This window comes from Dokdonella immobilis, assembly GCF_900115085.1.
GTDB classification, from domain to species: Bacteria; Pseudomonadota; Gammaproteobacteria; order Xanthomonadales; family Rhodanobacteraceae; genus Dokdonella; species Dokdonella immobilis.
In genome coordinates this window covers 29,726-51,876 of record NZ_FOVF01000013.1, presented here as the reverse complement: position 1 = coordinate 51,876, position 22,151 = coordinate 29,726, and the positions used below count along the sequence as shown (strand labels likewise).

The following is a 22,151-nucleotide window of genomic DNA, read 5'->3' as shown; positions in this document are numbered from 1 at the left end:
ACCAATGCCGATCAGAATGGCGTGCCGGTCCACCTTGCCATCATGGACGTCGCTGGCCGAAAACCCTTCTCGCCGCGACCAGGACCGCCATCCAGGCAAGGCCGAACGCGCCCGCCTGGAGAATTTCGAATGGCCAGAGATTATGCGAAGTGGGATCACGCGCGACGCCGGTCACGATCCGCAAGACGACGAACACCATCAATGCTTCCGGGACCGCCGCAGCCAGGCGCCAGCCACCCCTCCAGCGCCAGAGGCCCCAGGCCGGCCAGGCCAGTCCAAGCACCCCGACAGCGAGCATCCCCAGCATGAAGCCGCCAAACAGCACGACCTCTCCGGTGGATACCGGCGCACTCTCCCGCGCCCGATTGGCCTCGTCCTGTTGTTTCCTGGCCAGCGCCGTCAATTCGGCTATCCACCCGGGTGCGATCAGACTGTCGTCGGCAGGTTCGACGCCCCCTGTCACGCGCCCATTCCAGACCGCAACAAGCCGCGTATTGGCCTCGCTGCCATCGCCTGCCGTAATGCGGACTTCGTCGACCTCGGCGCCGGGGTGCATGAAGAAGAACCATCCCAACGCCTCACCACGGCCGGAATGGATCGCGGAAGGATTGCTGCCCGCGTCCACACGTTCGCCGTTCCGATAGGGCGCCACCCAGATGCGCACCGGCACATCCGTGGCATAGGCCAGACGCAAGTAGAAGCTCTGATTTCTGCCCAATTCCACCCGGTCTCCCGGCGGCCACGTCTCGAGCACACGTACGGTTGTCTCCGCCCTGGCCGATCCGAGCAGGCAGGCGAGGACCAGAAGAAAATTGTGCATAACGCGAAAATGCATGCTCGTCCCCTGCACCGACACCCTGCGGGCCATGCCCCTGGTCGCCGAGTTCATCACTCGCCCGGATGTGAAGCAAGCCTCGCTCACCGAAGGCCGACGAAGGCCCGATGACTTCGCCTACCTCCATCCTGCGACCCCGACGCCATCCCCGGGGTATCAACCTGCCCGGGAAGCGCAATGCCAAGTCGTGCCATCGGTAAACAAATTGCAATTAAAAATCAGCACCTGAACGGACATGCCGCATGAACGGCGACTGCATGCAAGGATTCCCAATTTATCTTGCATGCATGGAGTCTGGGGCAAGGTGATCGTCAGCGGGGCACGGCGGGCATGACCGGATCGGGTGCATTGCCGACTCTCCGCAACAATCCAATCCAAAGGGAGAAATCCATGAACGAAGATCGTATCCAGGGTAAATGGAAGCAGCTCAAGGGCAGCATCCAGGAGAAGTGGGGCAAGCTGACCAACGACGACCTCGATGTTGCCGAGGGCAACACCGAATACCTGGCAGGCAAGATCCAGGAGCGCTACGGCATGGCCCGTGACGAAGCGAAGAAGGCCGTTCGGGAATTCGAAAATTCGATCTGAGCCGCCCCGTCCGGAAGCGCAGCAGGAGGCCCCGCGATCGCGGGGCCTCCTGCGTTCCAGGCTGCATCATTACTCGGTCCGCCCGGAGCTCGCGGGAACTGTCAGCCTCTCTCACTGCCCTTTCGCCGATCCGTGCGGCGCTGATTCCGGAACGAAAGCGCCAATGCCCATCGCGGCCATGGACTGGGCAATCCTCGCTTCGAAGTTGCAGTAGAGCCGGATGACCGGCACGGCGCACCCTGGCCGGTCGATGAACTCGCAGCGTTCGACATTGAATCGATCGCCGATTCTGCGAGCGATCTCGGCATGCGAGTGGCCACCGCACATTTGCGCGTCGAAGGCCTCGCGATCTCGCGCATGAACCCAGTTGCCATAAAACCACCTGGCCGCAGAGATGCGTACTCGAAGGGACCGACATGCCGGTCGGCTGCCCATTCTGCACCCACCGGCTGACCACGGCAGGATCGCTGGCAAGACCGTACAATTGGAAACGCGAAGTGGCTGCAGTGGATATATAACAATTCATATTGGGTTACCATGCACATCACGCCAACGTCGAGGCAGGCCGCATGCGTCGTTCAGCAAGCCGCTCCATTGCAGCAATCTGCATGTCGGCAGGCGTCGTCCTGGCCATTCCAAGTCCGGTTCTGGCCGACCTCGTGTTCCTCGAACCGGGCTCATCGCCCGCAGGCAACCGGCCCGCTGGCATGGCGGTCGCAGACTTCAATCACGATGGTCTTCTGGACGTTGTTGCCGCGAATGATCAGCTCTCCACCGCGTCCGTGTTGCTGGGCACCGGCACTACTCGGTTCGCGCCGGTCGTCAGCTATGCCACGGCCCCTGATGGCCGGATTTTTCACCATCCACAGCCGCTGGCGACCGGCGACTTCAATGGCGATGGCAACCTCGACTATGCCGTCACGAGCCAGTATGGCGGCCCGTTCTATGTGTCCGTCGCGCTTGGCGTCGGCAATGGAACATTCCTGGCCCAGACCCTCCACCAGGTCGGCACCTGTCCGACCTCCGTTGTCGCAGTCGACACCAATCATGATGGCAGGCTGGACCTGATCACGACAAATTCGGAAGGCAGCAACATTTCGGTGCTGCTCGGAAACGGCAACGGGACTTTTCAGCCACGAACCGAGTTTGAGTCGGACGACTCGCCGATTTCCAATGTTTCAGCCGATTTCAACGGCGATGGCCACGCGGACATCGCACAGGTCAGCTGGGGAGTCGGACGCCTGACCATACTTCTCGGCGCAGGAAACGGGCAGTTCGGTGCTCCGACGCACTACACGGTGGGTGCCAATCCCCGCTCACTCGTCGCCGCCGATTTCAATCACGATGGAATTGCCGACATCGCCGTGGCCAATGGCGAGGGCGCCTCGATCTCGGTCGTCAAGGGATACGGGGACGGATCGTTTGCGCCCGCCATCGAGTACCCGCTCTCGAGTGCGGGATGGGTCGATTCGGAACCCAATTCGATCATCGCCGTCGATCTCGACGCCGACGGCAACCTCGATCTCGCCGTCGCCGACTTTCGCATGGCCGCGGTTGAAGTCTTCCGCGGCAGCGCGAACGGAATCTTCGGCCTGCCGCAGATCATTCCGCTCGGAACGTCCCCTTCGACGATCGCCACCGCAGACTTCAACGCCGATGGCAGCCCGGATCTCGCCGTGCTCGACTATGAATCGGGCAGCCTCGCCGTATTGATCAATGATGTCGTCTTCAACGGCAGCTTCGACTAGCACCCGGGCGAATCCTCCGCGAAAAACTGCCCGAACCGATCCTCGCCCCGTTCCGCCGACTGCACATCATTGTCATTGTTGTTTCGCGGCGCGGATCAGTGCCTCGCGCATGACGACCGCCTGGTTCTGCGTTTCATCTCGCGCCCCATAGACCAGGGTCAGCACGCCATCACCGGCCGCCCGAAGCAGTTCCGATAGCCGCTGCGCCTGGGCCGGCTCGTCGAGCCACGCGCCATAGCGCTGGCGGAATTCATCCCAACGCTCCGGCCTGTGTCCGAACCATTGGATCAAGGCCGGTTCGGGAGCGAGATCGCGGGCCCACTCGTCCAGTCGCAGCGCGTCCCTGCGGCGGCCGCGAGGCCAGAACCGATCGACGAGAACGCGGTAGCCATCATTCGCGCCGGGATCATCGTAGGCGCGTTGCAGGCGAATATCGGGCAGGTCTCGATGGGTTGGTCGGGTCATCGTCGCATTCCGGCGTGCTTCCCGAACAAGCTGCCGATATGGCTTCGCAATGCGGGCAGGAGCGCGGCTTCGAACCACGGATTGCGCTTGAACCAGGCGACGTTGCGCGGCGAGGGATGCGGCAGGGGCAGGTAACGCGGCGCGAATCGCGCGTAGTCGGCCACGGTGGCACCGACACCGCCCGCCGCGCGCGGACCCAGGATATGCCGCTGTGCATACTGGCCGATCAGCAAGGTCAGCTCGATAGCGGGTAGGTTCGCCAGCAGCCGGTCGAGCCAGAGTTCCGCGCATTCGCGTCTGGGTGGCAGGTCTCCGCTGGCGCCCTTGCCGGGATAGCAGTAGCCCATGGGAATGATGGCGACGCGCTGCGGGTCGTAGAAGGTCTCACGGTCGAGTTGCAGCCAGTCGCGCAGGCGATTGCCGCTGGCGTCGTCCCAGGGGATGCCACTGGCATGTACGCGTGCGCCGGGGGCCTGCCCGATGATCAGCAGACGCGAGCCGGCGCCGGCCTGGACGATCGGGCGCGGCACGTGCGGAAGTTGGCTCGCGCAATGGCAGCAAGCCCGGACCTGGGCAAGCAGCTGGTCGAGCGGTTCGTCGGCCCGGTTCCGTTCACTCATCTCTGCGCGTGCCGTACTTGCCATGCCTGTCTGAATACACCCATTTTGCATGCAGGTTCCAGATTCGCACCCGGCTCACGTTCGCCCCCCCGTTCATCAATGGCCTGCCTTGGATGGTCCATGACCCCGATTGGCATGCCCGGGTTCGGCGCCAGGAACGCTGGTTCCCCGGGCCATGCGCAGCGGACATGGACTTTCCTCGGCGACATTTCCGGGTCCGATGGTTTCAGCCGGAGCCCTTTTGCTCTATCCTGTCCGGCTGCATTCAGGGCTTTGGGCCCGCTTGCTGCGCCGCGTATTGCATTGGAACGCCCGCGACCGGGTATTCCCAAAAGGCCCACACCGGGCCTCGTCGCTTGCGAATGAATGATTCAACCCAATCTCCGCGCGACGGCCCGACGCCCGACCATTCAAATCAACTCTGGAGACTCCATGTCCGCTGACATTCTCAAGGCCCTCGGCCTCGACAAGTCCAATTCCGGCTCCTACCTCGGCAAGGGCGAATGGTCCAGGACCACGAATGCCGGTGTCGTGCAGTCGGTCAATCCAGCCACCAACGAAGTGATCGCGGAAGTCCATGCCTCGAGCCAGGCCGACTATGACACGATCATCAAGCGCGCCCAGGAAGCATTCGAGATCTGGCGCACGACGCCGGCACCGCGTCGCGGAGAAGCGGTGCGCCTGTGCGGCGAAGCGCTGCGCAAGCACAAGGACGCGCTCGGCTCGCTGGTCGCGCTCGAGATGGGCAAGATCAAGCCCGAAGGCGACGGCGAAGTGCAGGAGATGATCGACATCGCCGATTTCGCGGTCGGCCAGTCGCGCATGCTCTACGGCTACACGATGCATTCCGAGCGCCCGGGCCACCGCATGTACGACCAGTGGCACCCGCTCGGTCTGGTCGGCATCATCAGCGCCTTCAACTTCCCGGTAGCGGTCTGGGCCTGGAACGCCTTCCTCGCCACGATCTGCGGCGACATCTGCATCTGGAAGCCGTCGCCGCGCACGCCGCTGACCGCGATCGCGACGATGAAGATCTGCAACGAAGCGCTCAAGGACGCCGGCTTCCCGGATCTGTTCTTCCTGTTCAATGACGCCGGCACCGATCTGGCCAAGGCCTTCGTCGACGATCGCCGCATCCCGCTGATCAGCTTCACTGGTTCGACCAAGGTCGGCCGCGCGGTCGGCGAGCGCGTCGCCCAGCGCATGGGCCGAAGCCTGCTCGAACTCGGCGGCAACAACGCCATGATCGTCGACGATACCGCCGACCTGAAGCTGGCCCTGCCGGCGATCGTGTTCGGTGCGGTCGGCACGGCCGGCCAGCGCTGCACGACGACGCGCCGCCTGTTCGTGCACGAGTCGATCCACGACGACGTGGTCGCCTCGGTGGTCAAGGCCTACAAGCAGGTCGAAGGCAAGATCGGCGACCCGACCGACGCGAAGACCCTGATGGGCCCGCTCAACAGCCCGGAAGCGGTCAAGCATTTCCTCGAAGCGATCGAGAAGGCCAAGGCCGCCGGCGGCACGATCGCCACCGGCGGAACGGCGAAGGAAGGCAAGGGCAACTTCGTCCTGCCGACCGTCGTTACCGGCCTCAGGAACAGCGACGAGGTGGTCCAGACCGAAACCTTCGCGCCGATTCTCTATGTCATGAAATTCAAGACCCTCGACGAGGCGATCGCCATGCAGAACGCCGTGCCGCAGGGCCTGTCCTCGGCGATCTTCACGCAGAACGTCAAGGCTGCCGAACGTTACCTCTCGGCAGTCGGATCCGATTGCGGCATCGCCAACGTCAACATCGGCACCTCGGGTGCCGAGATCGGCGGCGCCTTCGGTGGCGAGAAGGAAACCGGCGGCGGCCGCGAGTCCGGCTCGGACGCCTGGAAGGTCTACATGCGCCGCCAGACCAACACGATCAACTACTCCGACGAGCTGCCGCTGGCCCAGGGCATCAAGTTCGAGTTCTGATCGAACCGAAGCCTGCCGTGACTCCAGAACCGGTCGCCTTGGCGGCCGGTTTTTTTTGCTCTCCGCACGCATGAGAGGGCGCTGTTGGGGTGCGCTGCCGCTTGCTCCGACCTGCACTGGCAAAATATTCGGCGGGCCGTGACAGGAAAAGGCGCCGCATTCCGTCATGAACCAGCAGACGTTCCCGCGCAAGGGAGGGTCTGATCAAGTAGCAAAGTCGTCACGACGCCTGCCTGTGTGCAGATCGCGACGCGTCGACGCAGACAGACTGGCCGTCTTTCAAGTCGACGCAACAAAGATCTGCGCGCAGGCAGGCGTCGCCCCACTGATTGATTGGATGCAGAAAAGGTGGCGTCCAGAAGGCTCCCCATATGCACCGCGCGCCTCGTCAAGGCAACCAGCCTTCACTTCGCCACGCAGTACATATGGAGAACCTTCTGAACGCCATGACGACTTTGCTACTTGATCAGACCCTCCCAAGCGAACCCATGTTGGAGTAGACCATGCGTATCACTTCCTTGTTCCTGTCCCTGCTTTTCGTCTCGCCGTTGCTGGCCGCAACGGAACCCACCCCAACGACGCCGGTCGAGCGGGGTCGTTACCTGATCGCCATCAGCGGCTGCAACGACTGCCACACCGCCGGCTACATCGCCCGTTCCGGCAAGGTCCCCGAAAGCGAATGGCTGATCGGTGACACGATGTCGTGGTCGGGCCCCTGGGGCACGACCTATGCCGCCAACCTGCGCCTGCGCCTGGCCGAGATGGACCTGGCCACCTGGAAGACCTTCGCGCGCAACGCCGTGCTGCGCCCGCCGATGCCCTACTGGGCGCTCAACCACATGACCGATGACGATCTTGAGGCGATCTGGGCTTTCACGCGCTCACTGGGCAAGGCCGGCGTGCCGGCCCCGGCGGCCCTGCCGCCCGGTGTCGACCCACCGCTGCCGGCATTCTCCCTGCACCTGCCGCCAGCGCCGGCCAGCGCTGGAAAGTAACGCCGCCAACGATTCCCGTCAGCCACGGCAGGCGACTGGCATCCGCCCGGTTTGCGCGGCGACTGCCGGTTGCCGGCAACGCGGTGCAAGCGGGCACCGGTTAAACTAGCGAACAGGAGGAGCCCATGAATCCACCCGTTCGCACCAGCGGTACCGCCATCGCCAGCCTCGTGTTCGGCATCATCACCTGGGTCGGCCTGCCGTTCATCGGCGCCCTGGTTGCCGTGATCTGCGGTCACGTGGCCCGCGGCGAGATCCGGCGCATGCCGCCCGGCGAGATCGACGGCGATGGCCTGGCCATCGCCGGCATGATCCTCGGCTACGCCCAACTGGCCCTGTTTCTGCTGGGGCTGTTGTTGTTCGTCGGGATCCTGATTTTCGGCTTCAGCTTATCGGGCATGCACTGATCGATGTACGCCCTGGCCCGCTCCCTGCTGTTCTGCCTCGATGCGGAACGCGCCCACGACCTCTCGCTGAGAGCCATCGAGACCGCCTATCGGACCGGTCTCAACCCGCTGGTTGCATCGAAGCCCGCTTCGCTGCCATCGAAGGTGTTCGGTATCGACTTCGCCAATCCGGTGGGGCTTGCCGCCGGCCTCGACAAGAATGCCGCGCATATCGATGCGCTCGCCTCGCTAGGCTTCGGATTCATCGAGGTCGGCACGACTACGCCACGCGCCCAGCCCGGCAATCCGAAACCACGCATGTTCCGCCTGCCTGAACATCAGGCGGTGATCAACCGGCTCGGCTTCAACAATGCCGGCGTCGACGTGCTGGTCGCCAATGCCGAGCGCGCGCGCTATGACGGCGTGCTCGGCATCAATATCGGCAAGAACAAGGACACACCGAACGAACGCGCGATCGACGACTATCTGTTTTGCCTGGAGCGCGTGTACGCCCGGGCCAGCTACGTCACGGTCAATATCTCCTCGCCGAATACGCAGGGCCTGCGCGACCTGCAGGAGGAGGAGACCCTGCGCCGCTTCATCGGCGGCATCTGCGAGGCCGGCGAGCGCCATGCGTCCCGCCACGGCCGACGCAAGCCGATCCTGCTCAAGATCGCGCCGGACCTCAGCGACAACGAACTCGATGCGATCGCCGAGGTCTTGCGCAACAGCGCGATCGACGGCTTGATCTGCACCAATACGACGATCGACCGCAGCGCCGTCGCCGGCCACCGCCATGCCGATGAAGCCGGCGGCCTGTCCGGCAAGCCGGTATTCGCCAAATCGACGGCCGTGCTGCGCGGCATGGCCGGACGACTCGACGGGTGCATGCCGCTGATCGGCGTCGGCGGCATCGTCAGCGGCCCTGACGCGGCGGCCAAGATCGACGCCGGTGCGAGCCTCGTGCAGTTCTATACCGGCATGGTCTACCGCGGCCCGGGCCTGATCGGCGAGAGCGTCGAGGCGATCCGCGCGCTGCGTCCCGGGGCCGCCGCGTGAGCGAAAAGCGCTATCACGTCGACGCAGCGATCGCCGAGGGCGTCGGTTACACCATCGTCGAAAATGCCTCGCTGGAAGGACGCAACACGTTTCGCGTTCCGGCCCGTGCCCGCATGCTGATCGACGTGCGCCGGCGCGAGGCCCTGGCCGAACTGTTCGGCTTCGCCATGCTCAAGTCCGCACCCCTGCTGGTTCTCGGCGAAGGCAGCAACATCCTGTTCACGCGCGACTGGCCCGGCATCGTGCTGTCGATCGCGGCGCTCGGCATCGAAGTGCGCGAGGACGACGGCGAGCGCGCCCTGGTCCGCGTCGAGGCCGGCGAAAGCTGGAACGATTTCGTGCGCTGGTCGCTCGGGAGAGGGTTCTGCGGACTTGAGAATCTCGTCCTGATTCCGGGCACGGTCGGTGCCGCGCCGATCCAGAACATCGGTGCCTACGGCGTCGAGGTCAGCGAATTCATCGACCATGTGGAAGCCTGGGACCGGGCTGCCGGCGAACTCGTGCGACTGTCGAATCCGGAATGCCGGTTCGGCTATCGCGACTCGGTGTTCAAGCATCAGCGCGACCGCTATATCGTCACGGCGGTGACGTTCGCCCTGTCCCGTTCGCGGCCGTTGCGCGTGGACTATGCCGGCGTCGCCGAGGAACTGGCCGTGCTCGGCATCGAAACGCCGACCGCGCCAGCGGTCGCCGAGGCGATCGCCCGCATCCGCACGCGCAAGCTGCCGAATCCGGCCCTGATAGGCAATGCCGGCAGCTTCTTCAAGAACCCGGTCGTGACGCGCGCAGAAGCAACCGCGCTGGGCGAGGCGAACCCCGGCATGCCAGCCTGGGACGGCGTCGACAACCAAGTGAAACTGTCGGCAGCCTGGTTGATAGAATCCTGCGGATTCAAAGGGTTGCAGCAGGGTCATGCAGCCGTCTCTGAACAGCATGCCCTGGTCCTCGTCAATCGTGGCCGCGCGACGGGGAGCGAAGTGTGGGCTCTGGCGGAGCGCATCCGCGGCGCGGTGACCCATCGCTTCGGCGTCGATCTGGAAGCCGAACCCCTGGTGCTGTAGCGTCGTCGCATTCGGGCGCATGCCCTCGGCCCGGGTAGGGGACTGATCTCCTGCCTGTCCTCGCGCGCCACGATGGACCGCTGGAAACGGGCAATGCCGTTCAGCTTGCTGCAGGATCCGGGGCTTGGATTCCCCTGCCCTGTCGCCGACCGGATTGCTGGTGGTCGCAGGTCATGCGCTGATGTTCGACTCGGTGCACGGGGCCGACGAGGGGACTGCCGCCCATGTTCTCCAGTTGCTCCAGCTCGTACAGGTGCCGTTGGTGCGCTGGCACCTCGTCAGGTTTCCGCCAATCGATCGACCGCGAGCGCCCGGGACAGTCGGCACGCAGGTCGCCCTGGCGCTTGCGGCGATGTTTGCGGATGGGGGGCTGACCTGGGCGCAAGGCGCGCCCGCCGATCACCATGGCAAGGCCACGCCACTGGCCTTCGACAATTCACGCGCAAACGGGGGAACTTGCGCCCCGGCTCGATGGCCCAGCGCGCGAGCTTGGTCACACCCCAAAGCGCCGATTTCTGATCCACTGTCCGACGATCTGTCCATGTCGCCTGTCCAGGCCGCTCGCAACTGCCTGGTGGGCGACGCCGGAAAACCCCGAACGGAGTGCGTTCCATGGCCGCAGCCCCCAGCAGTGCCGCCTTTGTCCAGTCGCGCCGACGCCTGTTCGGTGCGTTGTTTTCCAGTGCCGGTATCGAGGACATCGATCCGTCGTTGGCAATGCGCCGCCCCGGACACGACGGCTTCCGCGAGGACGACCTGCCGCAGAGTCCCGCCGTCCTGAGTTTTCCGCCGGCCGCGGCGCGCTGGCTGACCCGCTGCACATTCGGCTACACGACTCAGGCACTCGCCGACTTCAATGCCCTGGGAGCCAATGACGATGCGCGCTGGACCGCCTGGCTCAACCAGCAACTCTCGCCCGCGTCGATCAGCGACAGCGCCTGTGATGCGCGCATCGCCAGCGCCGCCTTCACGACACTCAACAAGAGCGCCAACCAGTTGTGGAACGACCATCACTCGGTCACCACCAACTATTACCTGCGCATGCTGCCGGTCTCCGAGACCGAGTGCGCGACGGTCATCCGCCAGACCTACAGCCGGCGCCAGCTCCAGGAAGTCATGGTCGACTTCTGGCATGACCATTTCAGTGTGTTCGGCTGGGACTATGACGGCGGACCCATGTTCCCGGCCTTCGACCGCCTGGCCATCCGACCGCAGGTATTCGGCAATTTCCGCACCATGCTGCAGGCGGTCGGCGAATCGGCCTCGATGATGTACATGCTCGATTTGTATTCGAGCGAGGCCTCACATCCGAACGAGAACTACGCGCGCGAACTGTTCGAACTGCACACCATGGGCGCCGAACACTACGGCGGCATCGTGCAGAACCCGGACAGCTTCGCCAACATGACCCTGCTCGGCCATTACACCGCGCCCGACGGCGAGGAGGAGCGGCTCAAGTATGTCGACGACGATATCTACGAAGCCGCCCGCGCTCTCACTGGCTGGACGATCTCGGGAGCGAACTGGCCGTATACGCCGGTCAACGGTGTGCCGCTCGGCCAGTTCGCCTACGATTCGAGCACCCACGACCAGGGCGTCAAGCGCATCCTCGCCCGCTACTTCGCCGCCTCGCAGGGACAGATCGACGGCAACACCCTGTTCGACATGCTCGCGCGTCATCCATCCACCGCGCGCCATGTCGCGACCAAGATCTGTCGGCGCTTCGTCGGCTCTGCGCCATCCACGGCGCTGATCGACAGTGCCGCCAGCGTGTTCCAGCAGCAATGGCAGGCCAGCGACCAGATCGCCCAGGTCCTGCAGGTCATCCTGCAATCGGCCGAATTCAAGAGCGGCTGGGGTACTGCGATGAAGCGTCCCGCGCTCTGCGCGGTCAGCGCGTTGCGGGCTACTGGCGCCGATTTCACACCCAAACCTGACAACTCGACGACCTATACACCGACCGAAGAATTCATGGGCCGCCTGCAGGCCGCGGGGCAACGCCTCTTCTATTGGCCGGCTCCGAATGGCTACCCGGACGATCCCGTCGCCTGGTCGAGCACGGGCACGCTCGGCATGACCCTGAGGATGTTGCCGCGCCTGCTCGAAATGCATCAGACCGAAAGCTACAACAATGCCTACCCGTTCCTGATCGACATCCACGCGCAAACCCTGGCCGCGTTCGTCGCCAACCAGCGTACCGCCGCGAACATCATCGGCTACTGGTGCGATCGCATCCTCGGCTACCGGCCCGAGCCGACTTACAGCGTGGCCGTCGATTTTCTGCGCCAGAACGCCGCTGCCGGCGCGGTGCTCGACCTGGTCACCGATGGCACCGACAACGGGCATCCGGCGCATACCGGTACCTGGAATCTCAATGACCTTTCCAAGCACTACACGATTGCCCGCCTGCGCACGGCGGTTGGCCTGATCCTGTGCAGTCCCGAATTCCTGCGTCGTTGAGGAGCGCTCCCATGACCCGAATCAATCGACGCGACTTTCTCAAGGGCTGTAGCGTGGCAGCCCTGGCCAGCGGCGCCAGCGGCCGTGCCTTTGCCTATTTCTCGGCGCCCGGCTTGGTGCCGACGACGGCCACCAACGACACCCTCGTGATCGTGTTCCTGCGCGGCGCGATGGACGGCCTGAGCCTGCTGCCGCCCGGCGCGGCCAGTCCTTACCGGGCCGACTACGAGGCCGCGCGGACCAATACCCGGATCCCGACCTCGGGCACCGGCGCAGCACTTTCGCTGAACGGCACGAACTGGGCCCTGCACCCGCGGGCGACCGGACTGCGCACCCTGTTCAACCAGAATCGCCTTGCCTTCATTGTCGGGGCCGGCCAGACCCAGCCGAATCCGGTCATCCGCAGCCACTTCGATGCCCAGGCCAATCTCGAATTCGGCTTCGGCGGCGGCACCGGTACCAACATCGGCTGGCTGACCCGGCACCTGGCCAGCGGCGGCCTGCCCGGCACGGTGGCCCTGCCGGCGACCTCGATGGGCAGCATCACGGCCAGCAGCCTGCTTGGCAGCTCCGACGCGATCACCATGAACAGCGCCTCGGATTTCCGCCTCGACGGCTTTCACTGGTCGTGGCAGGAGGATGACAGCGCGCACGGTCTGGTCGGCGCGGTGTCGCGCATGCATTCGCTGTGGAGCGGCAATTCGACCCAGCTCGAGGCGGCCGGCGTCGAGACCCTGGCCTCGCTCGACCTGCTGCGGCCGATCAATTTCGGCCTCTACAATGCGACCAGCAATCCCGGCGGCTACCAGCCGACCGGCGGCGCGAACTACACGCTCGATTACAACCAGGGTTTCGGCGACCAGTTGCGCAATGTCGCCCAGCTGATCAAGAGCAATCTCGGCCTGCGCGTGGCCACGATCGACCTCGGCAACTGGGACACCCATGTCGGCCAGGGCAACCCGACCCAGTCCTACGACTGGTTCGGCAACCAGGTCTCGAGTCTCTCGGGTGGGCTCAGCGCGTTCTATACCGACCTCGCCAGCAGCGCCTCGGGCAACCTGATGCAGCGAACCAGCGTGATCGTGGTCAGCGAGTTCGGCCGGCGCGTGCAGGAGAACGCCGATGGCGGCACCGACCATGGCTACGGCAACGTGATGATGGCACTTGGCGGCTCGGTCAACGGCGGCCAGGTCTACGGATCGATTCCCGGCCTCGCTACCGCGCAGCTCTACCAGGGCACCGACGTGGCCGTGACTACCGACTACCGCCGCATCGTCTCCGAAGCGCTGATCCGGCGCATGGGCAACCCGAACATCTACTACGTCTTCCCCGGCTATTCAGGCTATGCGCCCCTGGGCATCTTCCAAGGCGCCGACCAACCGCCGGACGATTTCGACGCGGTGTTTGCGGATGGGTTCGACTAAGGGCCGGGATTGGGGATTCGAGATTCGGGATTCGCAAGAGCTGACGAATGCCTCACGCTGGATTGGCTTCTGGCTTCGGCTCCCAACGAATCCCGAATCTCGAATCCCGAATCCCGGCTTTCAGGCCTCACTACACTCGAAGTGCAAGAGATTGCCGTCTTCGGCGGCGTGCGACTGGCCGAGGCTGATCGTGCCGCTGCGGCGCAGGTGGAAGGCGTCGCGGTGGACCAGCAGTTCCTCGTTGCCGATCCTGACCCAGGTGCCATTGGTCGAGCGGTCGGAGAGGATGAAGTGGCCCTTCTTCCATTCGATCATGGCGTGGTCGCGCGAGACCCAGTCCGACTCGATGGTCAGGCTGTGGCCGTCCTCGCGCCCCAGGGTGAACGGATCGGCGAGTTCGTCGATCTGGAATTCGCGATCCATGTAGCGCAGGTTGAGGACGACGCGCTTGTTCTTGGTGAACTGGACGATGCGCTGCACCGTGGTGACGTGCGAGACATCTTCCTGCCACATCACGTCGACGATCTCGATCGGCAGCAGCTTGCCGGCAACCCGGGCCGTGCCGACCGAGCGCACACGCACGCCGGCGGCATTGGTGATGTTCAACGCGGTGCTCGCCGTAGCGACGATCTGGTCGCGCTTGGCGATGGCCGCCATGCGCGCGGCGACATTGACCGCGTCGCCGAAGACGTCCTTTTCCTCGACCAGGGCCTCACCATGGTGCAGGCCGATGCGGATGCCGATGTTCTCCTGCACGAACGCGGCGTCGGACTTCATGCGACGCTGCATGTCGGTGGAGGCGAGCAGGCCCTGCACGGCACCGGGGAACGTGCACATGATCTCGTCGCCGATCGTCTTGATCAGCTTGCCGCCATGCCGATGCGCGACCTCGATCAGGGCGTCGAGCACGGCCGCGATGATGTCGCGTGCGGCGACGTTGCCGCGCGTCTCGAACAGCTTGGTGCTGCCCGAAACGTCGGCAAACAGGATTGTCAGCGTGGAAGTGGCGCCCATTGCATCGGATGATAGGACATTCAGCGAGGCGGCTCCAGAATATCCGCGGCGGCAACGATATCTGAATCGGCCGGCAAGACCGCCAGCGCAGCGCCGGCCAGCGGCGTATAGGTATCGGCACCGACCACACGCTGCAGCGGCGTCGCCCCGAACCCGGCCTCGACGATGGCCGTGATCACGCCTTCGCCGACGCCGGCTGAATGGCGGCCTTCATCGACCACGAGGATGCGCCGCGCACTGCGCGCCTGCTCGGCGATGTAGGCCTCGTTGAGCGGCACCAGCCAGCGCAGGTCGACCACGCGGACCTTCCATTTCCGCCGGGATTCGATTTCGCGGGCGGCGCGCAGGCTCATCGGCACGCCGTTGCCATAGGTGAAGATGACCAGGTCGGACGCGTCCGGCGCATAGACACGCCCCTCACCGAGCGGCATGGCCTGGTCTGGCGCCGGATACGGGAACAACCACTGGCCGTCGCCGGCCTCGTGCAGGTCCTTGGTCATGTACAGCGCGATCGGCTCGAGAAACACGCTGACCCGGCCATCGACCCGGGCCAGCGCAGCCAGGGTGCGCAGCATGGTCGCGGCATCGTCGCCGCGGCTCGGGCAGCCGACGACCAAGCCGGGGATATCGCGCAGTGCGGTCAGGGAATTGTCGTTGTGGAAGTGGCCACCGAAGCCCTTCTGGTAGCCGAGCCCGGCAATGCGCACGACCATCGGATTTCGGTACTGGTCGTTCGAGAAGAACTGCAGCGAGGCCGCTTCGCCGCGGATCTGGTCGCAGGCGTTGTGAAAATAGGCCAGGTACTGGATCTCGGGAATTGGCAGCAGGCCCATGTTGGCGTAGCCCTGGGCCAGGCCGAGGATGATCGTCTCGTCGAGCAAGGTGTTGAAGACGCGCGCATTGCGAAAGGCCTTGTGCAGGCCCTTGGTCACGGTATAGACACCGCCTTTCTGGGCCACGTCCTCGCCGAACAGCAGGGCCTGCGGGTACTTGCAGAACAGGTCGTGCAGGGCCTGGTTGATCTGGATGGCGAGGTGCCGCGGCGGCAGGTTCTCCGGCAGCTTGCTCTCGCCACCGAAGATGTCGAGACGCTTCTCGGCATAATCGCTGCGTTCGGCCTCGGCCTTGACCGCCGCTGGCGTATACGGCGCCAGCGGCGCGACGATTTCGGCCAGTCCGGTCAGTTTCGGCCGGCGGTCCGCCTCATCGGCGGCGGCGAAGCAGCGCGCACGGATCGTTTCATAGCGGGCCAGCACTTCGTCCTTGCCGAGCAGGCCGGATTCAAGGGCAATGGCCGCCGAGCGCAGCAATGGGTCGCCGGCCTCGACCTTGACCAGTTCCTCGATGCTGCGCCACTCGATCTCGAAGTCGGTGCCGGCGTGGCCCATGATGCGGGTCGTACGCAGGTGCAGGAAGGTCGGCCGACGCGTGCGCCGGCAGTGCGCCACGGCGCGCTCGACATCGGCGTAGCCGCCCGCCAAGTCGAGGCCGTCGGCGTAGAAGTAGTCGAGGTCGCGACGCTCGCTGAAATTGCGCTCGATCCAGCCGCCCGGCGTCTTCACCGAGATGCCGATGCCATTGTCCTCGCAGACGAACAGGACGGGCGCCGGCAGCTTCTGGTAGGCGGTCCAGCCGGCCGCATTGAAGGCCGTCTGCGCGGTCGCATGGTTCGACGAGGCATCACCGAACGAACAGATCGCAATGGAATCCTCCGGCACGGGCAGTGCGTGGCCGATACGCCGGGACTGTTCGATGGCCAGCGCCGTGCCGAGCGCCTTGGGCAGGTGCGAGGCGATGGTCGAAGTCTGCGGCAGGACCCAGAGCGGCTTGGAACCCCAGACCTTGTGGCGTCCCCCCGACGCCGGATCATCCTTGCTCGCCGCAAACGACAGCGCCGAATCCATGATCGGATCCATACCTGGCAGCTTGCGGAAACGTTCCGCCATGAAGGCGCCGGAACGATAGTGCAGGAAGGCCGGATCGGTATGCCGGGTGAGCCGGGCGACCATCGCGTTGCCTTCGTGGCCGCTCGATCCGATCGTGTAGAACACGCGATTGCGCACGCGCAGCACGCGGGCCATCAGGTCGAGGTGGCGCGAGACCAGTTGCGACTCGAACAGTTCGAGGAAATCCGCCGCCGTGCAGGCGCTGCCCGGCAGAACGGCCTGATCGGGTGCTGGAGCCGGGCGCACCGGACCATCCCAGTCGCGTACGTACTCGATGAAGTTCTGATCGCAGATATCGGCGCGATTGAGTCCGCGGTGACGCGCGGCAATGACGGGGGTTTTGGCGGATGCGGCAACGGACATGGGGCTGATCGGAAAACGGGTAGTCCGCTATTGTATCCGGGCCCGGGCGCGCTGCCGATGGGATATCCCTGCGACCGGGCGAATCTCGAACGAAGTTCGGGGGATCGCGCTGGACTCAGGCGCCGAGCGGCACGAAACCGGGTATGCCACGCACACGCGCCAACCAATCCCGCACGGCCGCGTACGGGGAGAGGTCGAAGCCGCCGTCGTCGGCCACATGGGTGTAGGCAAAAAGAGCGATGTCGGCAACGCTCGGTGTGCTGCCGACCAGGTACGGCCGGTTCGCCAGCTGCTGTTCGAGGATGGCCAGGGCCTGATGGCCCCTTTCGAGCAACCGCGGCAACTCGCTGCGGCGGGGGTGATCCTGATCGAGCATCAGACAGATGAACCGCGCCACGGCGATATAGGGTTCATGGCTGTACTGCTCGAAGAACAGCCACTGCAACACCTGGGCGCGCTGCCAACGGTCTTCGGGCAGATAGCGGCTGTCCTCCGCCAGGAAGCAGAGAATCGCGTTCGACTCGGCCAGGGTACGGCCGTCCTCGAGTTCGAGGACCGGCACCTTGCCGACCGGGTTGCGGGCAAGGAATTCCTGCGTCCGGGTCCCGCCATGGGCGCTGTCGACCTCGACCCAGCGGTAGGGGCGATCGAGCAGGGCCATCAGCAACTGGATCTTGTAGCAGTTGCCGGAGATCGCCATTCCGTAGACCGTCGGCAGGTTCATTTTCCAGCGCTCCGCTTCGATTGCCATTGTTCGCGCGACTGTCCCCAGACCTCGACGTCAATCTCGATTGGCGCCGGCAACCGGCCCATGCGCAGGTAGCGCGAGCCAAGACGTGCGGCAACCCCCTTCGAGCCGGCATTCTCCGGGGATATCGTATGAATGACTTCGCTCCAGCCGAGGTGCTGGAACGACCAGTCGATCGCCGCCGTCGCCGCCTCGACCGCATAGCCCCTGCCCCATGCCTCGCGAAGCAGGCCCCAGCCGACCTCGGTGCCCGGCCAGCCTTCCGGCATCCACGGCCCGATACGTCCGAGCCAGTGGCCCGAAGATTTTTCGATGACCGAAAACATGGCAAAGCCCTGGATCTGCCAGGCGCCGGCCATCGCGATGAAGCCGCGCCAGGCCGTGGATCGGGGCTGCACACCGCCTAGATGGCGCATGACCTCGGGATCCGCGGCGAAGCGTGCCCAGGCCTCGAAATCTTCGGCAGCCGTCGGACGCAGGATCAGGCGATCGGTTTCGATGTGGCGCAAGGATTGGTCCACGGCGGCTTCAGGGTCGCTTCGTAGCGACGTCGGTGGCGGAGGCCGGCACATAATCGCAATCCGGCAGGGCCCGCACTATCTGCGGAAAGTCACGGGTCCGGCAGCGCCACTGCAGGCCCATCGATTCGATCCCGGTCAGATCGGGCAGCCATTCGATCGTGCCGCCGTCGACCCCCGATTCGGCGTCGAAAGTCAGGATCAGTTCGCCGCCCTCGTCGACTTCGAGCGAGCGCAGGCTCTGGCCCTTGTACGAACCCGGTTCGGGCAGGCCAGCCTCGGCATTCGAGGCCGGCATGCGTCCACTGTTCATGTAGAACTCGGTGACGGCCATGCGCGCCGACGTGCTGGCGACCGTGTCATTGCGGATGGCGAGGATCGCGCGGTCCTCGGCCAGGGTGCGTTCGGCCAGCTGCCGGCCCTGCTCGATCCGCGCCTGTTGTTCCGCCTCGGCGGCCGCCCGTTCGCGGTCGGCTTCGTATTTCGTGTAGAGATGAAACGCGAACAGCGCGATGAGGACGCCGAAGAACGAAGCCAGCAAAGTCACGAGCGCATGACGCATTCCGGTTTTCCTGACGGTGGTTTCCATTCGCAATGGGCTCGGCTACTCCACGAAATCACCCAGCCGCCGCTTCACCGGGCACGGCGCTGCTCAGAACGCGTTGATGCCGGTGACCTCGCGGCCAACCACGAGCTGGTGAACGGTTTCGGTCCCCTCGTAGGTGATCACGGATTCGAGGTTGAGGGCGTGGCGGATCGGGCAATGTTCGGTGGTGATGCCGGCCCCGCCAAGGATGTCACGGGCCTCGCGGGCGATATCGATGGCCATGCGGCAGTTGTTCCACTTGGCCAGCGATACCTGGGTCGGCTGCATCGTGCCGGCGTCCTTGAGACGGCCGAGCTGGAGCGAGAGCAGCTGGGCCATGGTGATTCGGCGGGCCATGTCGGCCAGCTTGAGCTGGACGGCCTGGCGGGAAGCGATCGGCTGCTTGAACAGGATGCGGTTCTTCGAATACTCGAGGACCTCGGTGAAACAGGCGATGGCCGCGCCAATCGGGCCCCAGGTGATGCCGTAACGGGCCTGGGTCAGGCAGCCCAGCGGTCCCTTCAGGCCCTTGACGTTGGGCAGGCGGTTGGCCTCCGGCACGCGCACGTTGTCGAAGAACAGGGCCGAGGTGACCGAAGCGCGCAGGCTCATCTTCTTGTGGATTTCCTGGGCCTTGAAGCCGGGGAAGTCCTTCTCGATCACGAAGCCCTGGATGCCCTCGTCGGTCATTGCCCAGACGATCGCGATATCGGCCAGGTTGCCGTTGGTGATCCACATCTTCGAGCCATTGATGATCCAGTCGGCACCGTCCTTCTTGGCATGGGTCTTCATGCTGCCCGGATCCGAGCCGCCCTGCGGTTCGGTCAGGCCAAAGCAGCCGATCACCTTGCCGGCGGCCATGTCCGGCAGCCAGCGCCGGCGCTGCTCCTCGGTGCCGTAGGCGTAGATCGGGTACATGCAAAGCGAGGACTGTACCGAGGCGAAGCTGCGGATGCCGGAATCACCGCGCTCGAGTTCCTGGCAGATCAGGCCATAGCTGACGCCATTCAGGCCCGCGCAACCGTATTCGGTCGGCAGGCTCGAGCCGAGCAGGCCGAGTTCGGCCATCTCCGGGATCAGTTCCTTCGGGAACACGCCCTTGTCGAAACAATCGCCGATGATTGGAATCACGCGTTCATCGGTGAAGCGCGCCACCGTATCCTGAACCGCCTGCTCCTCTTCGCTGAGCAGGGAGCGGACGTCGTACAGATCAACGGGATTGAGCGGGGTGGCGGCCATGGCTGTGTTCCGGAAGGGTTGGCAAAGCAGGCTATTGTAAACGGCCTGCGCAAGCCGGAACACCGCTACTTTGTCGCGCCTGCCGTGGCGACTGATCAGACCCGGGCGACGTGCCCTTGGCGGATTGCTGCCGGGACCCTATGCTGGCCGCCCGATTCTGCCGTCTGCCCATGCGCGTCCCCGTTCTCGCCTATCACGCGGTCAACATTTCCGGTAACGACTACGCCAGCAACGACCCGCGGGCGTTCGCCGCCGATCTGCGCCTGATCGACGACCTCGGTCTGCGCATCGTTCCGCTGCACTGGGTCGTCGACCAACTCCTCGGTCGCGCCAATCGCGACCTCGAGCGCTGCGTCGCCCTGACCTGCGACGATGGTTCGAATTTCGATTTCGAGGACATCGAGCATCCGACCCATGGTCGCCAGCGCAGTCTCCATCACTGCCTGACCGACTTCATCGCCGAGCGCGGCAAGGACGCCCAACCCGATCTGCATCTGACCTCGTTTGTGATTGCCTCGCCGGAAGCACGCGCGCACATTGACCGGGGCTGTCTGGCCGGACGGGGATGGATGGACGATGCCTGGTGGCCCGCCGCCCAGGATACCGGCCTGATCGCGATCGAAAACCACAGCTGGGACCACAACCATGCCGCCGTGCCATTGCCCGGCATCGACGGCATGCCCCGCGGCTCCTTCCTGAGCGTCGACAACCGCGCCAGGGCCAGGGCCGAGATCGCCGCCGCCAGCGACTTCATCAACGCCCGGATCGCGCCACAGCGGACGACGCTGTTCTGCTACCCGTTCAGCCACGTACCCGACTACGTCCACGACGAATACCTGCCCAGGTTCGGCGAGGAACACGGCATGCTGGCGGCCATGGGCGACGGCGCGGAACCTGTGCATCCCGACAGCGACCGCTGGAACCTGCCGCGCTACATTTGCGGCTGGCACTGGAAATCGCCCGAAGCGCTGCGCCAGATACTGCTTGGCTGACTCTACCGCAGGGGTACCTCAGAAGGCGCCGAGGGCGTGGACCTTGGCCAGCAGGGCGCGCCGGATGTTCGGGTGCAGCGGTTTGTGCCAATGCACGATCACGTGCTCGTGCTCGGTCTGCACAAAACCCGCTGCCAGGGCCACTTCGAGCGCTCGCGGATCGCCGCAGTGGCCGAAGAAGGCGTCGCAACAGTCCGCGTACTTGCGGAACGCATATTTGAGCAGATGGAACCAGAGGCCGCCGGCACTGCGCAGCGCGTCGCGCTCGCCGGGTGACATCAGGCGCGCAGTCTCGCCGTTGGTGCACGAGCCACCGGAGAGATACACGTCGCCGAACGGCATCATGTGCGAGTAGCCGGCCAGGTGCAGTCCACCCATGGGGTCACGGTAAAAGGCAACCAGATGGCGCGGATAGGCCGGCGGCGGGTGACCGAATTTGCGCTTGAACAAGTTGGCCACAAGCAAATCCGCGTGGTCGACTTCCGTGATGGCGATGAAATCCCGCAGTGACCCAGGCAGGATCTCTGCCGAATCGAACAGTTCACCGGTCTGCATCTTGACCTCCGTATTGCGCCCGCCGTGAAGCGATGGAGGTGCAGCAAGGACCCCGTTGGATTGCTTCGCGCATGGTGTCAGAACGGAATCCAGGTGCGTGCCTGTTCGACCAGTTGGAGTTTGCGCTCGTGCTCCACCGGCTTGTGCCAGCGCGCGATCAGTTTCTCATGATCGGTCGGCTCGAATCCGGCTTGCATGTCGACCTCCCAGGCCCGTGCGTCTCCGCAATAGCCGAAATAGGCCTCGCATCTGTCGGCAAATCGATCGAACGCATAACGCAGGGCATTCAGGTAGACGCCGCCCGCGGCCGTGACCAGCTCGCGTTGTTGCTCGCTCATCATCGCGAATACCCGACCATCCGTCGCTGCGCCGCCAACCAGATAGATGTCGCCGCGAGGACGTATGTGCACATACGAGAACGGCACGAGGCAGTGCCAGTCCTTGCGAAAGAAGGTGACGATGTGGTGGGGGAAATCGGGAACCGAAAGCCTGAACTTGCGCTGGAAGATCTGCTCTGCCACGGCCGGTCCCTCGGCCACTTCGGTCACGACTATGAAATCTTCAAGCATGAATTTCCGCCAATG

Annotated in this window: 22 protein-coding genes; 11 read left to right on the top strand and 11 right to left on the bottom strand. The window is 64.7% G+C overall.

Going from position 1 to position 22,151, the window contains the following annotated elements; genetic code table 11:
- Positions 1-40 precede the first annotated feature (40 nt).
- Positions 41-835 carry a hypothetical protein gene (locus BM125_RS10565; RefSeq protein ID WP_092407796.1) on the bottom strand — a complete coding sequence of 265 codons (795 nt, stop codon included), beginning with the start codon at positions 833-835 and terminating at the stop codon, positions 41-43.
- On the opposite strand from BM125_RS10565, the gene BM125_RS20215 reads away from it, so the two are divergent.
- From BM125_RS20215 to BM125_RS10550, 3 genes are all read left to right on the top strand, one after another.
- On the top strand, positions 834-1,064 hold the full coding sequence (locus BM125_RS20215; RefSeq protein WP_175498017.1) for a hypothetical protein: 231 nt from the start codon (positions 834-836) through the stop codon (positions 1,062-1,064). The genes BM125_RS10565 and BM125_RS20215 overlap by 2 nt on opposite strands.
- A 161-nt stretch (positions 1,065-1,225) precedes the next feature.
- Positions 1,226-1,423: a CsbD family protein gene (locus BM125_RS10560; RefSeq protein ID WP_092407726.1), complete on the top strand. Its 198-nt coding sequence runs from the start codon at positions 1,226-1,228 to the stop codon at positions 1,421-1,423.
- Between the two features lie 608 nt (positions 1,424-2,031).
- The gene (locus BM125_RS10550; RefSeq protein ID WP_175498016.1) at positions 2,032-3,171 is read left to right on the top strand and encodes an FG-GAP repeat domain-containing protein; all 1,140 of its coding nucleotides are present in this window, start codon (positions 2,032-2,034) and stop codon (positions 3,169-3,171) included.
- Between the two features lie 72 nt (positions 3,172-3,243).
- Here the strand turns inward: BM125_RS10550 and BM125_RS10545 are convergent, their stop codons facing one another.
- A complete protein-coding gene (locus BM125_RS10545) occupies positions 3,244-3,636 on the bottom strand; it encodes a DUF488 domain-containing protein (RefSeq protein ID WP_092407720.1) in 393 nt (130 codons plus the stop codon).
- The gene (locus BM125_RS10540; RefSeq protein WP_092407718.1) at positions 3,633-4,256 is read right to left on the bottom strand and encodes a uracil-DNA glycosylase family protein; all 624 of its coding nucleotides are present in this window, start codon (positions 4,254-4,256) and stop codon (positions 3,633-3,635) included. The genes BM125_RS10545 and BM125_RS10540 overlap by 4 nt, the downstream gene beginning before the upstream one ends.
- Before the next feature lie 432 nt (positions 4,257-4,688).
- Here BM125_RS10540 and amaB point away from each other — a divergent pair, with 432 nt between their 5' ends.
- The 7 genes from amaB (at position 4,689) to BM125_RS10500 (ending at position 13,606) form a co-directional block, all read left to right on the top strand.
- Entirely contained in the window at positions 4,689-6,221 is a 1,533-nt protein-coding gene (amaB, locus tag BM125_RS10535; protein WP_092407716.1) for an L-piperidine-6-carboxylate dehydrogenase, read from the top strand.
- Positions 6,222-6,724: 503 nt separating this feature from the next.
- Positions 6,725-7,216 carry a hypothetical protein gene (locus tag BM125_RS10530; RefSeq protein ID WP_175498015.1) on the top strand — a complete coding sequence of 164 codons (492 nt, stop codon included), beginning with the start codon at positions 6,725-6,727 and terminating at the stop codon, positions 7,214-7,216.
- Between the two features lie 125 nt (positions 7,217-7,341).
- A complete protein-coding gene (locus BM125_RS10525; protein ID WP_092407714.1) occupies positions 7,342-7,623 on the top strand; it encodes a DUF4190 domain-containing protein in 282 nt (93 codons plus the stop codon).
- Positions 7,624-7,626: 3 nt separating this feature from the next.
- Positions 7,627-8,661: a quinone-dependent dihydroorotate dehydrogenase gene (locus BM125_RS10520; protein ID WP_092407713.1), complete on the top strand. Its 1,035-nt coding sequence runs from the start codon at positions 7,627-7,629 to the stop codon at positions 8,659-8,661.
- The gene (gene murB, locus BM125_RS10515; protein WP_245778885.1) at positions 8,658-9,722 is read left to right on the top strand and encodes a UDP-N-acetylmuramate dehydrogenase; all 1,065 of its coding nucleotides are present in this window, start codon (positions 8,658-8,660) and stop codon (positions 9,720-9,722) included. The genes BM125_RS10520 and murB overlap by 4 nt, the downstream gene beginning before the upstream one ends.
- A gap of 612 nt (positions 9,723-10,334) precedes the next feature.
- Entirely contained in the window at positions 10,335-12,182 is a 1,848-nt protein-coding gene (locus tag BM125_RS10505; RefSeq protein WP_092407709.1) for a DUF1800 domain-containing protein, read from the top strand.
- An 11-nt stretch (positions 12,183-12,193) separates the two neighbouring features.
- On the top strand, positions 12,194-13,606 hold the full coding sequence (locus BM125_RS10500) for a DUF1501 domain-containing protein (RefSeq protein WP_092407707.1): 1,413 nt from the start codon (positions 12,194-12,196) through the stop codon (positions 13,604-13,606).
- A gap of 120 nt (positions 13,607-13,726) precedes the next feature.
- Here BM125_RS10500 and BM125_RS10495 read toward each other — a convergent pair whose 3' ends face one another.
- From BM125_RS10495 to BM125_RS10470, 6 genes are all read right to left on the bottom strand, one after another.
- Positions 13,727-14,620, bottom strand: a complete 894-nt coding sequence (locus BM125_RS10495; protein WP_092407705.1) for an adenylate/guanylate cyclase domain-containing protein — start codon at positions 14,618-14,620, stop codon at positions 13,727-13,729.
- Positions 14,621-14,640: 20 nt separating this feature from the next.
- Positions 14,641-16,929: a thiamine pyrophosphate-dependent enzyme gene (locus tag BM125_RS10490; RefSeq protein WP_092407703.1), complete on the bottom strand. Its 2,289-nt coding sequence runs from the start codon at positions 16,927-16,929 to the stop codon at positions 14,641-14,643.
- A gap of 115 nt (positions 16,930-17,044) precedes the next feature.
- On the bottom strand, positions 17,045-17,653 hold the full coding sequence (locus BM125_RS10485) for a glutathione S-transferase family protein (RefSeq protein ID WP_092407701.1): 609 nt from the start codon (positions 17,651-17,653) through the stop codon (positions 17,045-17,047).
- A complete protein-coding gene (locus BM125_RS10480) occupies positions 17,650-18,186 on the bottom strand; it encodes a GNAT family N-acetyltransferase (protein WP_245778884.1) in 537 nt (178 codons plus the stop codon). The genes BM125_RS10485 and BM125_RS10480 overlap by 4 nt, the downstream gene beginning before the upstream one ends.
- 19 nt (positions 18,187-18,205) lie before the next feature.
- Positions 18,206-18,757, bottom strand: coding sequence for a pilin (locus BM125_RS10475; RefSeq protein ID WP_175498014.1), 552 nt, complete (start codon positions 18,755-18,757; stop codon positions 18,206-18,208).
- Between the two features lie 90 nt (positions 18,758-18,847).
- Positions 18,848-20,020: an acyl-CoA dehydrogenase family protein gene (locus BM125_RS10470; protein ID WP_092407695.1), complete on the bottom strand. Its 1,173-nt coding sequence runs from the start codon at positions 20,018-20,020 to the stop codon at positions 18,848-18,850.
- Between the two features lie 170 nt (positions 20,021-20,190).
- On the opposite strand from BM125_RS10470, the gene BM125_RS10465 reads away from it, so the two are divergent.
- Positions 20,191-21,012 carry a polysaccharide deacetylase family protein gene (locus BM125_RS10465; RefSeq protein WP_175498013.1) on the top strand — a complete coding sequence of 274 codons (822 nt, stop codon included), beginning with the start codon at positions 20,191-20,193 and terminating at the stop codon, positions 21,010-21,012.
- Between the two features lie 18 nt (positions 21,013-21,030).
- Here the strand turns inward: BM125_RS10465 and BM125_RS10460 are convergent, their stop codons facing one another.
- Both BM125_RS10460 and BM125_RS10455 read right to left on the bottom strand, forming a co-directional pair.
- Entirely contained in the window at positions 21,031-21,567 is a 537-nt protein-coding gene (locus tag BM125_RS10460) for a hypothetical protein (RefSeq protein WP_092407691.1), read from the bottom strand.
- Between the two features lie 77 nt (positions 21,568-21,644).
- Positions 21,645-22,136 (bottom strand): hypothetical protein, encoded by a 492-nt coding sequence (locus BM125_RS10455; RefSeq protein ID WP_092407689.1) that lies wholly within the window; start codon positions 22,134-22,136, stop codon positions 21,645-21,647.
- Positions 22,137-22,151 lie beyond the last annotated feature (15 nt).

Excerpts from the sequence above, each read along its gene's own strand:
- amaB (WP_092407716.1), top strand. The coding sequence starts at position 4,689 with ATGTCCGCTGACATTCTCAAGGCCCTCGGCCTCGACAAGTCCAATTCC.
- BM125_RS10495 (WP_092407705.1), bottom strand. The coding sequence starts at position 14,620 with ATGGGCGCCACTTCCACGCTGACAATCCTGTTTGCCGACGTTTCGGGC.
- BM125_RS10545 (WP_092407720.1), bottom strand. The coding sequence starts at position 3,636 with ATGACCCGACCAACCCATCGAGACCTGCCCGATATTCGCCTGCAACGC.
- BM125_RS10550 (WP_175498016.1), top strand. The coding sequence starts at position 2,032 with ATGTCGGCAGGCGTCGTCCTGGCCATTCCAAGTCCGGTTCTGGCCGAC.
- BM125_RS10470 (WP_092407695.1), bottom strand. The coding sequence starts at position 20,020 with ATGGCCGCCACCCCGCTCAATCCCGTTGATCTGTACGACGTCCGCTCC.
- BM125_RS10475 (WP_175498014.1), bottom strand. The coding sequence starts at position 18,757 with ATGCGTCATGCGCTCGTGACTTTGCTGGCTTCGTTCTTCGGCGTCCTC.
- BM125_RS10455 (WP_092407689.1), bottom strand. The coding sequence starts at position 22,136 with ATGCTTGAAGATTTCATAGTCGTGACCGAAGTGGCCGAGGGACCGGCC.
- BM125_RS10505 (WP_092407709.1), top strand. The coding sequence starts at position 10,335 with ATGGCCGCAGCCCCCAGCAGTGCCGCCTTTGTCCAGTCGCGCCGACGC.
- BM125_RS10500 (WP_092407707.1), top strand. The coding sequence starts at position 12,194 with ATGACCCGAATCAATCGACGCGACTTTCTCAAGGGCTGTAGCGTGGCA.
- BM125_RS10460 (WP_092407691.1), bottom strand. The coding sequence starts at position 21,567 with ATGCAGACCGGTGAACTGTTCGATTCGGCAGAGATCCTGCCTGGGTCA.
- BM125_RS10465 (WP_175498013.1), top strand. The coding sequence starts at position 20,191 with ATGCGCGTCCCCGTTCTCGCCTATCACGCGGTCAACATTTCCGGTAAC.
- BM125_RS10540 (WP_092407718.1), bottom strand. The coding sequence starts at position 4,256 with ATGAGTGAACGGAACCGGGCCGACGAACCGCTCGACCAGCTGCTTGCC.
- BM125_RS10565 (WP_092407796.1), bottom strand. The coding sequence starts at position 835 with ATGCATTTTCGCGTTATGCACAATTTTCTTCTGGTCCTCGCCTGCCTG.
- BM125_RS20215 (WP_175498017.1), top strand. The coding sequence starts at position 834 with ATGCTCGTCCCCTGCACCGACACCCTGCGGGCCATGCCCCTGGTCGCC.
- BM125_RS10525 (WP_092407714.1), top strand. The coding sequence starts at position 7,342 with ATGAATCCACCCGTTCGCACCAGCGGTACCGCCATCGCCAGCCTCGTG.
- BM125_RS10490 (WP_092407703.1), bottom strand. The coding sequence starts at position 16,929 with ATGTCCGTTGCCGCATCCGCCAAAACCCCCGTCATTGCCGCGCGTCAC.
- BM125_RS10485 (WP_092407701.1), bottom strand. The coding sequence starts at position 17,653 with ATGAACCTGCCGACGGTCTACGGAATGGCGATCTCCGGCAACTGCTAC.
- BM125_RS10530 (WP_175498015.1), top strand. The coding sequence starts at position 6,725 with ATGCGTATCACTTCCTTGTTCCTGTCCCTGCTTTTCGTCTCGCCGTTG.
- BM125_RS10520 (WP_092407713.1), top strand. The coding sequence starts at position 7,627 with ATGTACGCCCTGGCCCGCTCCCTGCTGTTCTGCCTCGATGCGGAACGC.
- BM125_RS10560 (WP_092407726.1), top strand. The coding sequence starts at position 1,226 with ATGAACGAAGATCGTATCCAGGGTAAATGGAAGCAGCTCAAGGGCAGC.